The following is a 12,401-nucleotide window of genomic DNA, read 5'->3' as shown; positions in this document are numbered from 1 at the left end:
CGCCGCGTACCGCGCGCGATCGGCGCTCGGATCGGCGCTCAGGTCGCCGCTCAGCCCCTGCGCGCGCTCTTGGCGCCGCGGGAGACGGCGGGCATCAGCACGTCGCCCTCGACGTGCCCGGCGACGTCGAGGAGGGTGCGCCCCTCCGCGTCGCGCCCGGGCCGCTCCCGCGTGTAGCGCGCCGCCGGGGCGGCGAGCACGACCCCGAGCTGGCGCGCCGCGCTCGTGAGCTCGGCCGACAGCGCCGCGTCGATGAGCCGGGACCGCTCGCCGCTCGACGAGCCGGCGGGGATGGCGACGGCCACCGAGCCCGTGACGACCCCCTCGCGCGCGAGCAGCCCGTGCGGCGAGCCGGTCGTGCGCGCGAGCGTCAGCGCGACGCGCGCCGCCTCGAGGCGGTCGCGCGCGGCGGCGAGCGACGCGGCGCCGCGGCGGAGGATCTCGCGCGCGTCCTCCCCCGGGTCGCCGCGGTACGCCTCGGCGAGCTCCGCGTTCGCCTCCCTGATCCGCGTGATCTCGGCCTCGGCGGCCGCGATCTCGGCCTCGTACTGCGACAGATCGATCGAGCTCATAGCGTGTCGTCAACCTCGGTTCGTGAACAGGATGCTCCCCGCGAGCAGCGCGCCGGCCGCCGCGGCGCCGTAGAGGCAATAGCGCGCGAGCGCCGCGTGGCCAGCGAGGTAGAGCTGCAGCCCCGCGAAGCCCGCGGCGATCGCGAGCGCCGCGTAGATGAGCTGGCGCACCCCCGTGTAGACGAGCGCCGCGGCCTGGGCGAGGCCGCGGATCTTCACCTCGGCCTCGCCGCGGTTGGCGCGCGTGAGGTACTTACGCAGGTCGTCCGGGATCGTCAGCGCCTTGATCCCCATGTCCTTCGCCGCCTCGAGGGCGATCTGCGCCCAGTCGCGGCTGCCGAGGACGAAGTCCTGCAGGTACGGGCGCACGACATCCATGGGGTTGAGGTCCGGATCGAGCTGCGTGCAGACGCCGGTGAGCAGGAGCAGGGTGCGCTCGAGCAGCACGAAGTCGCGCGGCACGTGGAACGCGCCGGAGAGCTCCTTCAGGCCGATGTTCATGCGCCTGAGGTCGATGAGGCTCTCGATGCCCTTCTGCGGGTCGAGCTTGATGTCCTTCAGGTTGAAGGACTCGAGCTTCACCTCGTCCTGGAAGCGCTGGTGGAAGAACTCGACGACCTTCTCGCTGACGTCGACGGTGTCGCGGCGCGAGAAGAAGCGCATCTTGCGCAGCGCCTTGATGATCCCCTCGGTGTCGCGGCGGATCACGGCCTCGAGGAACTCGGGGATGCCCTCGCGCATCTCCTGGGAGAGCTCGGCGACCGCGCCGAAGTCGAGCAGGATGAGCTCCCCGCTCGGCCCGACCAGCATGTTCCCCGGGTGCGGATCCGCGTGGTAGATGCCGTCGATGAAGATCTGCTGGCAGAAGACCTGCACGATGTGCCGGGCGAGCGCCTTGCGGTCGACGCCGTGCGCCTCGAGGGCCGCGACGTCGCCGACCTTGATCCCCTCGACGAACGTCGTCGTCATCACGCGCCGCGTGCAGTAGGGCTCGATGGGCCGGGGGAACCGGACCTGCGGCTGCTTCGCGAAGTTGTCGGCGATGCGCACGATGTTCCTGGCCTCGCGCACGAAGTCGAGCTCCTCCAGGATCATCGAGCGGATCTGGTGGTAGTAGGCGTCGAGCCCCTGCACGGGGACGAACTTCGCGACGATCGCCATGATGCGGCGGATGGTGAGCAGGTCGAGGCGGACGATCTCGTCGATGTCGCGGTGCTGGACCTTCACGGCGACGCGGGTGCCGTCCATGAGCCACGCCTCGTGGACCTGGCCGAGCGACGCGCTCGCGAGCGGCTCGCGGTGGAAGCGGGCGAAGACCTTGTCGATGGGGCGCCCGAGCTCCTCGGCGATGCGCGCCTCGATCTCCTCGTAGGGGCGCGGCGGCACCTGGTCCTGGAGCCCCTCGAGCCCCGCGCGCAGCGTCGCGGGGAGGAAGTTCGCCATGATGCTGAGCATCTGGCCGACCTTGATGAAGAGGCCCTGGAGCTCGACGATCGTGCGCTCGATGCGGCGGGCGTTCCTCGCGTGGACCTCGTCCACGCGGCCCTGCGCCCACGCGTCGCCGAAGAGGCGGCGCAGGAAGAAGAACCAGAGGTAGCTCGCGATGACGGTGAACGTCGTCAGGTAGGCGCGGACGAAGCGGCCGCTCTGCGCGGCGTTCTGCCGGAACGAGCGGGGCGCCGCCGCGGGGCGCCGCGCCGGCTCGAGGGCCGCGGGTGCGGCGCCGGCAGCATCGGGCGGCCTCGGCGTGGTGGCCGCGCCGTCGGACGGCCTCGATGCGGTGGTTGCGCCGTCGGGCGGCATCGACGTCGTCGCGCCGTCGGGCGGCATCGACGTCGTTGCGCCGTCGGGCGGCATCGACGTCGTTGCGCCGTCGGGCGGCATCGACGTGGTGGCCGCGCCGTCGGGTGGCGTCGACGCGGTGGCCGCGCCGTCGGGCGGCCTCGGCGTGGCGCCGTCGGGCTCCCGCTGGATCGCGCCGGGGCGCAGCTCGCCGGGCGCGCGCGCGGGCTCGGTGGGCGAGCGAAGCAACCCGGGGGACGGGCCCTGCTGTTCCGGGGCGGCGCCGTGTGACACCGCGGCAGCCTAGCATCGCTCGGCGTCAGCCCGCGAACACGCGGGCTCGATGCGGCGCGCCATGCCCTCGTCGCGTCATCGCGCGGCCGCCATGGCCCCCGCGATCGCGTCGTAGACCGCGGGTCGCGCGCGGCGGATCGCGTCGGAGGCGCGCGTCGGGTGGACGCGGTTCGTGAGCAGCACGCCGACGAGCTCGGCATCCGGGTCGATCCAGAGGCTCGTCCCGGTGAAGCCGAGGTGGCCGAAGGTCCGCGGGCCGAAGCGGGCGCCTGCGCTCGGCCTCTCGCCGCTCTTGCCGTCGAACCCGGCGCGCAGCGACCCGCCTGGCCGCGGCTCGATCAGCCGCCGCACCTCGTCGCGCGAGAGCCACTCCGGCCGCTCGCCCGCGAGCGCCTCGAGCAGCGCCACCCCGAGCCGCGCCACGGACATCGCGTCGCCGAAGAGGCCCGCGTGCCCGGCCATCCCGCCCTGCGCGATCGTCCAGGCGTTGTCGTCGTGCACCGCGCCGCGGATCACGCCCCCGCGGAACGGCACGTCCTCGGTGGGCGCGACGCGCTCGTCGAACCGCGGAGCGCGGCGCCGCAGCGCGCGGGCCGGCGCGACCGCGAGCCCGAGGGGTCCGGTCACCTCGCGCGCGACGACCTCGTCGAGCTCGGCCTCGCCGCGCCGCGCGACCGCGGCGCCGAGGAGCAGGTACCCGAGGTCGCTGTACACCGGCGGGAACCCGCCCTCGGGCGGATCGCCCGCGCACCCTTCGCGGCGCCCGTCCGCGCAGGCGCGCAGCGCCTCGAGGGGATCGATCGGCGCGCCGTCGTCCGGCGGGTGGAGCGTGCGGTGCGCCTCGAGCCCGGCGCGGTGCGCGGCGAGGAGCTCGAGCGGCACGCGCGCCGATCGCGTGCCGGCGAGCTCGGGCAGCACCTCTCCGAGCGGCTCGTCGTACCTCGCCTTGCCGGCGCGAACGAGCCGGGCGAACGCCAGCGCGGTGAACGGCTTCGTCACCGACGCGAGATCGAAGATCGCGTCCATCGTCGCCGCGGGCGGCGCGCCGCCCGCGCCCGCCGGCGGGCTGTCCTCGAACCACAGCCGTCCGGCCGCGCCCGATCCGTACCGGACGTTGTCCCGTGTGCGCACGGCGGCGGCGACGCAGGCGCAGGGCGCGGCGCGGTGTTCTTCGACCGCGAGCGCGGCGATCGGCGTGAGGTCGACGAGGGCCATGGCCGAGGATGAGGAGGGGCGTGCGCCCCTGTCAAACGCGCTCTGGAGGCGGGCTGGACCGGGCTCGGGGAAACGCGGAACGTTCCTCGAAAGATCGAGCGGCGCGGCCGGTCCTGCTTCAGGATCTCGCGGTGAACTCTCCCTCGAGCACCGAATCACGCGCCGCCGTTGCGTCGCTCGCCGCGCTCGCGGCGAGGTACGACGATCGCCGGCCCGATCGCTGGGCGCCGGTCCCCGAGCAGCTCGACGCCGCGATCGCGTTCGACGTCGAGCTCGCCCAGGCTGGGCGCGTCGCGCGTGCGCCGCTCGTGGCCGAGCTCGCGCGCCGCTTCGAGTTCCCCGCGCACTACCTCGACGCGATCCTGCTCGTGCCGCGCGAGCGCTTCGTCCTCCCGGAGGATCTCGCGGCTTCCGCGGACGACACGCCGCTGCCGCTCGACCGGGCCGGGCACGCGACGGTGAGCGCGCCGCACGCGTACCTGCTCACGTTCAGCCTGCTCGGCCTCGCGCCGGGCGATCGCGTGCTCGAGCTGGGCACCGGCACGGGCTACGGGGCGGCGCTCGCGCGGCGCATCGTCGGCCCGGCCGGGCACGTCGCCTCGATCGAGATCGATCCTGCGCTGCACGCGCGCGCGGCGCGGCTCCTCGGCGCGCGGCCGGATCGCCATGGCGACGACGCGGTGCTCGCGAGCAGCGGCGCCGGCCCGTCCGACGAGGGCGCGAGCGTCGCGCTGCTGTGCGGCGACGGGCGTTCGCTCGCCGAGCGCGTGCTCGCGTCCGGGCGGGCGACGCCGTCGGAGCGCCCCTGGAAGGTCGCGGTGACCTACGCGCTGATCGAGCCGCCGGCCGCGCTCGAGGAGCGGCTGGCCGACGGCGGCGTCCTGGTCGCGCCGGTCGGCGCGTGGGAGGGCCACCAGGAGCTCATGCGGGTCGAGCGCCGGCAGGGCGCGCTCCTCCGCGAGGTGCACGGCGCGGTCCGCTACGTGGCGGAGCGCGGTCGCGGGTAGGCAGCTCGCTGCGCGAAGCCGGTGAGCGCGGCCGCCGGCGGGCCGGCCCGCGTCCGCCGGCGCATCGCGCGCAGGAGCGTCTCGTGCCGCTCGTGGAATGCGGCTGAGGTGCCCCCGTCCTCGGCCGCGGGGCGGTCGTGCGCATCCGGACCCGATGCTCCGTCGCCTCGACCACGGGAGCCGCCGCACGGCCATAGCCCCGAGGGCTGTGTCGTCCGGTTCGACCCGCAGCATGTCCAGATGACACACCTCCCTGTCCAGATGACACACCTCCCTGTCCAGATGACACACCTCCCTGTCCAGATGACACACCTCCCTGTCCAGATGACACACCTCCCTGTCCAGATGACACACCTCCCTATCCAGATGGCGCTCTTTCGCGTCCGGATGACACATGTTCGTGTCCGGGGGCGAGCTGTGACGGTCCATGCCAGTGCCCGGCGCCTCGTGGCTCATCGAAGCCGCCGTCTTCCGGCCTTGCGGTGAGCGCCGGCGGGGGTCTCCGCGCGGCGGGGGCGGGTGGGCGCGGCGAGCACCGAACGAGGTGCCATAAGGTTTCAGGGGGCTCTGCGTCTCAGGCGCGCCTTGTGTGGCGCGCGACGAAACGTCCCAGGGGGCATGGCCCGAAGTGAGACATGCCGGGCGGTGTTCTCAGCGCAAGCGCCCACGCCCCCGTCTTGGCGGATGGCCGAGCGCCCACCCGCCCCCGCCGCGCGGAGACCCCCGCCGGCGCGTGCGTCTCGGGATCGCGCTCCCTCCGCATCCGCATCCGCATCCCCGTCTCCGTCCCGCGCCCCGCGTCCCACGTCGCACCACCCCCGCGCCCCCTGGATCAGAGAAAGCCCCACCGTCTTTGACCCCCGGCCTCGCCGAACTTTATCCTGGCGTTCCCCGGAGGCGGGGCCGCCCCGGCGCGTCGGCTCGGCCCGCCGTGGACCCAGGGAGAAGACCGGAAGCACTATGGCGGAGTTCGTTTGGGAGGCGCGCGGCCGCACCGGAGAGATCCGGAAGGGCACGATGGAGGCCGAGAACGAGGCGGCGGTGCAGAACCGCCTCCGCGCTCAGCAGCTGAGCCCGACCCGCGTCAAGAAGAAGGGCGCCGCGCTCAACATCAGCCTGAGCTTCGGCTCGGGCGTCGAGGCCAAGGACCTCGTCAAGTTCATCCGCCAGTTCGCGACGATGATCGACGCGGGCCTCCCGCTGGTCCAGTGCCTCGAGATCCTCTCGAACCAGGAGCCGAACAAGATCTTCCAGGCGGCGCTGCGCGACATCAAGAACACGGTCGAGCAGGGCGCCACGTTCAGCGACGCGCTCCGGCGCCACCCGAAGATCTTCGACGACCTGTTCGTCAACCTCGTCCAGGCCGGCGAGGTGGGCGGCATCCTCGACAGCATCCTGAACCGGCTCGCGATCTACATCGAGAAGCGCGTGAAGCTCGCGCGCCAGGTGCGCGGCGCGCTCGCGTACCCGATCGCCGTCATCGTGATCATGATCGTCGTCATGGTCGTGCTGATGTCGTTCGTCATCCCGTCCTTCGAGACGATGTTCGCGGAGTTCGGGGCGAAGGACGCGCTCCCGCAGCTCACGAAGATCGTCATCGCGACCTCGAAGGCGTTCGTCACCTACCTGCCGCTCATCGCCGTGCTGACCGTCGCCGCGATCGTCGGCGGGACCTACTTCTACCGCTCGCCGTCCGGCAAGCGGATGGTGCACCGCCTCGTGCTCCGGCTCCCGATCCTCGGCCCCGTCATGCAGAAGATCGCCGTGGCGCGGTTCTCGCGCACGCTCGGCACGCTCCTCGGCTCCGGCGTGCCCATCCTCGACGCGCTCGACATCGTCGCGAAGACGGCGGGCAACGTCGTCGTCGAGGAGGGCCTCATGTACTCGCGCCAGAAGATCTCCGAGGGGAAGAACATGGCCGAGCCGCTCGGCGAGATGCAGGTCTTCCCCGGCATGGTCGTGCAGATGGTCGCCGTCGGCGAGCAGACCGGCGCGCTCGACACGATGCTGAACAAGATCGCCGACTTCTACGAGGAGGAGGTCGACGTCGCCGTCTCCGCGCTGACGTCGCTGCTCGAGCCGCTCCTCATGGTCGTCGTCGGCAGCATGGTCGGCGTCGTGCTCATCTCGATGTACCTGCCGATCTTCGATCTCGCCGGCAAGATCAAGGCGGAGTGATGTCGCCCGCGGCCTCCCCGGCGGACCCCGGCGGCGAGGCCGTGGCGCGGCCGGACGAGGTCGGGGCCGGGCCGGCGCCGGCGCGGGTCGCGTCGCCGCTCCCGCCCGGCGCTCCCGGCGGCGCCGAGGCGCCGCTCGCGAGCCGGCTCACCTGGCTCATCGCGCTGCGCCTCGCCGTGCTCACGGTCTTCCTCGTCGTGACCGCGGCGGTGTACCTCCGCGGCTTCACCCCCGGGGGCTTCTCCAGCATCGTCGCGCTCGTGACGGTCGCCGCGGCGTACGGCGTCTCCGGCATCTACGCGGTGTTCCTGCGCATGCAGCGCGCCCTCCGCGGGATCGCCCGGGCGCAGCTCGTCACCGACCAGATCACCTGGACCGCGCTCGTGTACATCACCGGCGGGGCCACGAGCGGCGCCACGTCGCTCTACGGCCTCACCTGCCTGACGGGGGCGATCCTCCTCGGCGTCCCCGGCGCGATCGTCGCCGCCGCGTCCGGGGCGGCGGCGTACCTGCTCCTGTGCGCCGCGCTCGGGCTGCACCTGCTCGGCGTGCCGCCCGACCAGCCCTCCGGCGCGTACGTGACGCAGTGGGACGAGCTCCGGTACCCCATGTTCGTCAACCTGCTCGCGATCGTGGTGGTCACGCTGCTCGCGAGCTACCTGGCGGAGCGGCTGCGCGCGACCGGCGGCCGGCTCGTGCAGGCGACGGCGCGGGCGGAGCAGGCCGAGCGGCTCGCGGCGCTGGGCCGCCTCGCCGCGGGGCTGGCCCACGAGATCCGGAACCCGCTCGGCTCGATCGCGGGCTCCATCGAGCTCCTGCGCACGGGCGGGACGCTGTCCGACGAGGACCGGAAGCTCTGCGAGATCGTCGAGCGCGAGACGGCGCGCCTGAACGACCTCGTGGGCGACATGCTCGATCTGTCGCGCCCGCGGGTGCCGGCGCTCGAGGCCGTGGACCTGTCGGCGACGGCCCGCGACGTCGTCGTGCTCGCGGGGCGCTCGGGCCGCGGCGGCGACGTCGAGGTCCGCTTCGAGGGGCCGCCGTCCGCGCCCGTGACCGCCGACGCCGCGCAGATGCGCCAGGTCGTCTGGAACCTCGTGCGGAACGCGATCCAGGCGAGCTCGGCGGGCGCGGTCGTGACCGTGCGTCTCTGGCGCGACGCGGGCGCCTGGCTGCTGGAGATCCGCGATCAGGGGCGGGGCATCCCGGCGGGCGCCCGCGATCGCCTCTTCGACGCGTTCTTCACGACCCGCACCCACGGCATGGGCATCGGCCTGGCGGTGGTGAAGCGGATCCTCGACGATCACGGCTTCGGGATCGAGGTCGACAGCCGCGAGGGCGAGGGCACCGCGTTCCGGGTGCGGGTCCCGGTCGGCCCGGTCGCGGCCGGCGAGCTGGAGCGCCGCGCGGACGCCGCGGCCGGCGCGCAGCTCGCCCCGCGATCCCGCCCGGCAAGCTGACGCGGGGGCCCCCACCGCCGCGCTCGCCGCGCGTCACACCGGGCGCGTGGCGCTCCGTTCACGCTCTCCCGCGCGCCGTGCCCCGGGCGCTCCGCGGGAGATTGCGGCGGAGCCCGCCGCCGGGCGTGAATAGCCCGCGGAGACCGTCGTCTGCCCCTGGACAGCGGCCCAGCGCCGGCGGATTGCCCTGTGGTTTCGCGGTGTTCATGGAGAGCACGGACCGGACGTGACCGCGCCGGCGCGGGCCTCGTCCGACGTGGCAGGCCGCTTGCCTCGTGCGTAGAACGACTAGAACGAGGGCGAGCAGCGCAGGCGACCGAGGCTCGCGCGCAGCTCGCAGGTACAGAAGGAGAACCATACGTGACACGCAGGATGAACCATCTCTTCGCGGCGACGTTCTCGCTGCTCGCGCTCACGCTCGGCCAGGTGGGCCTCGCGAACGCCGGGCCGGCGACGGACGTGGTCAAGGCCAAGCAGACGGTCCTGTTCGACCTCCTGAAGAAGGGAGGGGCCGACAATCAGAAGAAGGTCGGCGCGATCTTCGACGAGATGCTCGACTACTCGGCGCTGGCGGAGAGCTCGCTCGGCAGCGAGTGGGCCGCCCGGACCGACGCCGAGAAGAAGCAGTTCACCGAGCTGCTCAAGCAGCTCGTGCGCAAGGCTTACGAGCGCAACCTGAAGAAGACGCTCGACTTCAACATCGAGTACACGAGCGAGACCGAGAGCGCCGGCGTCATGACGGTCAAGACGAGGGCCATCTCCAAGAAGGACGCGCGCGAGGAGCCGGTCGAGATCGCCTTCAAGCTCTCCGAGAAGGGGGGCACCTGGCTCGTGCGGGACATCGTCACCGAGGGCGTCAGCCTGGTGGGGAGCTACCGGGCGCAGTTCACGAAGATCATCAAGAAGGACGGGTTCCCGGCGCTCGTCCAGAAGATGAAGGACAAGCTCGCCAAGGGCGACGTCTGACGCGCGCCCGCTGACCGCCCGGCGCGGCCGGGCGGCCGGCGCGGCCGGGCGACCGGCGCGCCCACACGGCCGGCGCGGCCGCGCGGCCCGGCCGCCTCCGGCCGCTCGCGGCCCCTTCCCGGGCGGCCGGCCGCGCCTCGCTCGCTCCATCGCGTTCCCCTTCGTCCGGCGTGATTGCCGTGAACTCGCCTCAATTGCCGCGGGGTTGATAGCCTTGGCGGGTATGGCTGCTGGACAGAGGCGCGGCCGGTCGGCGCGCGCGCTGGGCCTCTCGCCGTCGCTGCGCGCGCTCGCGCCCGGCGGCGGAGCGGCCCCGCGCCCGCCCGACGATCGCCCCGTCCTCCGGCTCGCGGTCAGCAAGGGGGCGCTCGCGATCGAGCTCGGCGAGCCGTTCGCGATCGGCCCGCTCCGCGTCACCGAGCTCGTCGTGCGGCTCGCGGGGATCCGGTTTCCCGTCGACCTCTCCGGCGGGGTCGCGCGCTTCCGGCACCGGCGCGGCCAGCTCGCCCGGCTCGTCGTCGAGGCGCAGGGGACCGAGCTCGCCGGCTGGGCCGCGCCGCGGCTGCGCGGCTTCCTCGGCGACGGCGCGCCGCAGCTGATCATCGCGCCCATCGAGGACGGCGCGCTCGTCGCGCTGCGGTCCGGCGAGGCGGCGCTCGCGTTCGAGGTCGCCGTCGCGCCCGGCGAGCGCGCGCTCAGGCTCCTGCCGGAGCGCGCCCGCGGCGTCGGCCTCGCGGCCCCGCCGCACGCGCTCGCGCTCCAGGCGCTCTCGATGATGGCGGGCCCGCACGGCCGCATCGTCGAGGGCGCGATCGTGCTGGACGCCGCGATCGAGCGGGTCGTCCGCCTGCTCCTGCCCGCCGCCGGCGCGAGGGCGCCCGCGGTGGCCGGGGTGCAGTGGGCGTCGGTCGTCGCGGAGGCGGGCCGCTTCCGCGCCGAGGGCGCGCTCGACGCGGCGCCTCCGGCGCTGGGCGATCGCGCGCTCCGGGCGCTCGAGGCGGCCGAGCTCGCGGGCGCCGCCGACGAGCTCGCGCTCGCGGGCGGCCTCGACGACGCGCGCCGCGTCTACCTCGCCGCGCTGGAGCGCGCCCCGCGGCACCCGGAGATCTCCGCGCGCCTCGCGTGGATCGACCTCCTGGCCGGCGAGCGCGCCGAGGGGGCGCTCTCGACCGTCGTCGACGCCATGCCCGCCGTCGACGCCGGCCTGCTCGGCGGCGCGCTCCTCGAGGCGGTCGGCGACCGCGACGGCGCCTTCTCGGCGCTCGCGCGCGCCGCGCACGCGGAGCCGTACGGCCCGCTCGCCGCGCTCGCCTGGCTGCGCGCGGCGAGGCTCGCGGACACCCTCGACGTGCGCCTCGACGCGCTGAACCTCGGCGTCGCGCGCGCGCCCGGGCTCGACGCGCTGCGCTGGGCGCGGCTCGAGGCGCGGCTCGACGTCGCCGACGTGCGCGGCGCGCTCGCGGACGCCGAGCACCTCGAGGCCGCCGCGCGTGGGGCCGAGGCGCGCCACGCCGCCTCCCGCAGGGCCGCGGAGGCGTTCCTCGCGCGGGGCCACGCGGCCGACGCGCGGGCGCTCTTCGAGCGGGCGCTCCGTTACGCGCCGGAGAGCCCCGACGTGGTCGCGGGCCTCGCGCGCTCGCTGCGGGCGGCGGGGGAGGGGAGGCGCGCGCTCGACCTCCTCGCCCGCGCGCGCGTCCTCGCCGCGCGCAGCGGCGCGACCGCCGGCGCGCTCGATCTCGAGCTCGGCCGCGGCCTCGCGGAGATCGCCGGCGATCTCCCCGCGGCGGTCGCGCGCGTGCGGGCGATCCCCCCCGGCGCGCCGGAGTCGCTGGAGGCGCGGCTGCTCGAGGGCCGCTGGTGCGCCGAGCTCGGCGATCTCGGGGGCGCGTCGGTCGCGCTCGGGCGGCTGCGCGACGCGGTGGAGCTCGCGCTCCAGGACCGCGCCGCCGACCCCGGCTCCGCGCGCGCGGCGGGCTCGCCGCTCGTCGGCGGCCCGGCCGCCGTCGCGGCCCTGCTCGCCGAGGCCGCCGAGATCGAGGAGCGATCCCGCGGGGATCTCCTCGCCGCGCAGCGCCACCTCGGCCTCGCGCTGCGCCTGCGCCCGCGCGATCCGGAGATCGCCGCCGCGTTCCGCCGCGTCTCGGGCGAGCTCGCGCCGCAGGTGGCGCCCCCGCGCGGGGCGCGGCCGAGCCCGGCGTCTCGGCCCCGCGCCACCGAGCAGCGGATCGAGGTCCACGTCCCCGCGCCGCCTCGCCGGCGCTCGATCCCGCCCGAGCCCGTGGTGGTCGCGCCGCCGCCGGTCCCGTCGCCGCCCATCGCGCCGGCCGCGATCGCGCGGACGCCGGCCGTGACCGCGCCGATCGCGCCGGCCCCCGCGCCGCGGATCGCGCCGCCGCCGGCCCCGCCGATCGCGCCGCGCGATCCCGGGCTCCTCGACGAGATGCCCACGTTCGACAGCAGCGACACGTCGACCGACCTGCCCGACATGCCGCCCGTCCCGAACAGCGTCACGCTGGCGGAGGGGCAGGCGCCGTTCGCCCGCGCGTTCGGCGTCGACGACGAGCTCCTGGCCGAGCGGCTCGCGGATCGGCTCCGCGCCGATCCCACCGACCACGGGGTGGCGATGGCGCTCGCCGACGTGCTGGAGCGGCTCGGCCGCGATCTGGATCTCCTCGCCCTGCTCTCGGCGCGCCTGGAGGAGGGGGATGAGGCCGCCCGCCAGGAGGTCGCGCCGCGGCGGCGCGGCGTGCTCGCGCGGCTCGCCGCGCGGGCGCGGGCCGAGGGGCGCGCCGCCGAGGCGGAGCTCTACGAGATGCTGCTGCACGCCGAGCTCCCCTGATCGCGACGGCGCGCCGCGCGCCGGGCGCGCCGCGCGCTTGGCCCGATCGCCGGGCCCGTGATAGCCGGATCTCCTGCGCAGCGCGCGC

General features: G+C 75.0%; 8 protein-coding genes. 5 read left to right on the top strand and 3 right to left on the bottom strand.

Annotated elements, in window-relative coordinates:
* Positions 1–50: 50 nt before the first annotated feature.
* The 3 genes from WMF33_RS36520 to WMF33_RS36510 all read right to left on the bottom strand — a co-directional run bounded on the left by WMF33_RS36520 (position 51) and on the right by WMF33_RS36510 (position 3,863).
* The gene (locus tag WMF33_RS36520; protein WP_437332936.1) at positions 51–572 is read right to left on the bottom strand and encodes a hypothetical protein; all 522 of its coding nucleotides are present in this window, start codon (positions 570–572) and stop codon (positions 51–53) included.
* Positions 573–581: 9 nt separating this feature from the next.
* Positions 582–2,648, bottom strand: a complete 2,067-nt coding sequence (locus WMF33_RS36515) for an AarF/UbiB family protein (protein ID WP_437332935.1) — start codon at positions 2,646–2,648, stop codon at positions 582–584.
* Positions 2,649–2,723: 75 nt separating this feature from the next.
* Positions 2,724–3,863: a serine hydrolase domain-containing protein gene (locus WMF33_RS36510; RefSeq protein ID WP_437332934.1), complete on the bottom strand. Its 1,140-nt coding sequence runs from the start codon at positions 3,861–3,863 to the stop codon at positions 2,724–2,726.
* A 131-nt stretch (positions 3,864–3,994) separates the two neighbouring features.
* Between WMF33_RS36510 and WMF33_RS36505 the strand changes: the two genes are divergently transcribed.
* The 5 genes from WMF33_RS36505 (at position 3,995) to WMF33_RS36485 (ending at position 12,313) form a co-directional block, all read left to right on the top strand.
* A complete protein-coding gene (locus WMF33_RS36505; RefSeq protein ID WP_437332933.1) occupies positions 3,995–4,870 on the top strand; it encodes a protein-L-isoaspartate O-methyltransferase family protein in 876 nt (291 codons plus the stop codon).
* A gap of 960 nt (positions 4,871–5,830) precedes the next feature.
* The gene (locus WMF33_RS36500; RefSeq protein ID WP_061624224.1) at positions 5,831–7,048 is read left to right on the top strand and encodes a type II secretion system F family protein; all 1,218 of its coding nucleotides are present in this window, start codon (positions 5,831–5,833) and stop codon (positions 7,046–7,048) included.
* A complete protein-coding gene (locus tag WMF33_RS36495) occupies positions 7,048–8,508 on the top strand; it encodes a sensor histidine kinase (RefSeq protein ID WP_437332932.1) in 1,461 nt (486 codons plus the stop codon). Before WMF33_RS36500 ends, WMF33_RS36495 begins: the two co-directional genes overlap by 1 nt.
* Positions 8,509–8,880: 372 nt before the next feature.
* The gene (locus WMF33_RS36490; protein ID WP_437332931.1) at positions 8,881–9,474 is read left to right on the top strand and encodes an MlaC/ttg2D family ABC transporter substrate-binding protein; all 594 of its coding nucleotides are present in this window, start codon (positions 8,881–8,883) and stop codon (positions 9,472–9,474) included.
* Positions 9,475–9,697: 223 nt separating this feature from the next.
* Complete coding sequence (locus tag WMF33_RS36485) at positions 9,698–12,313, top strand: tetratricopeptide repeat protein (protein ID WP_437332930.1); 2,616 nt, start codon at positions 9,698–9,700, stop codon at positions 12,311–12,313.
* The last annotated feature ends 88 nt before the right edge of the window (positions 12,314–12,401 follow it).

It is taken from the genome of Sorangium sp. So ce394 (genome assembly GCF_051474665.1).
GTDB lineage: Bacteria > Myxococcota_A > Polyangia > Polyangiales > Polyangiaceae > Sorangium > Sorangium cellulosum_D.
The sequence above is the reverse complement of the archived record's forward strand: the minus strand, read 5'-3'. Positions and strand labels throughout refer to the sequence as shown.

Coding starts and splice junctions, on each gene's coding strand:
- WMF33_RS36485 (WP_437332930.1), top strand. CDS start 9,698: ATGGCTGCTGGACAGAGGCGCGGCCGGTCGGCGCGCGCGCTGGGCCTC.
- WMF33_RS36490 (WP_437332931.1), top strand. CDS start 8,881: ATGAACCATCTCTTCGCGGCGACGTTCTCGCTGCTCGCGCTCACGCTC.
- WMF33_RS36500 (WP_061624224.1), top strand. CDS start 5,831: ATGGCGGAGTTCGTTTGGGAGGCGCGCGGCCGCACCGGAGAGATCCGG.
- WMF33_RS36520 (WP_437332936.1), bottom strand. CDS start 572: ATGAGCTCGATCGATCTGTCGCAGTACGAGGCCGAGATCGCGGCCGCC.
- WMF33_RS36495 (WP_437332932.1), top strand. CDS start 7,048: ATGTCGCCCGCGGCCTCCCCGGCGGACCCCGGCGGCGAGGCCGTGGCG.
- WMF33_RS36510 (WP_437332934.1), bottom strand. CDS start 3,863: ATGGCCCTCGTCGACCTCACGCCGATCGCCGCGCTCGCGGTCGAAGAA.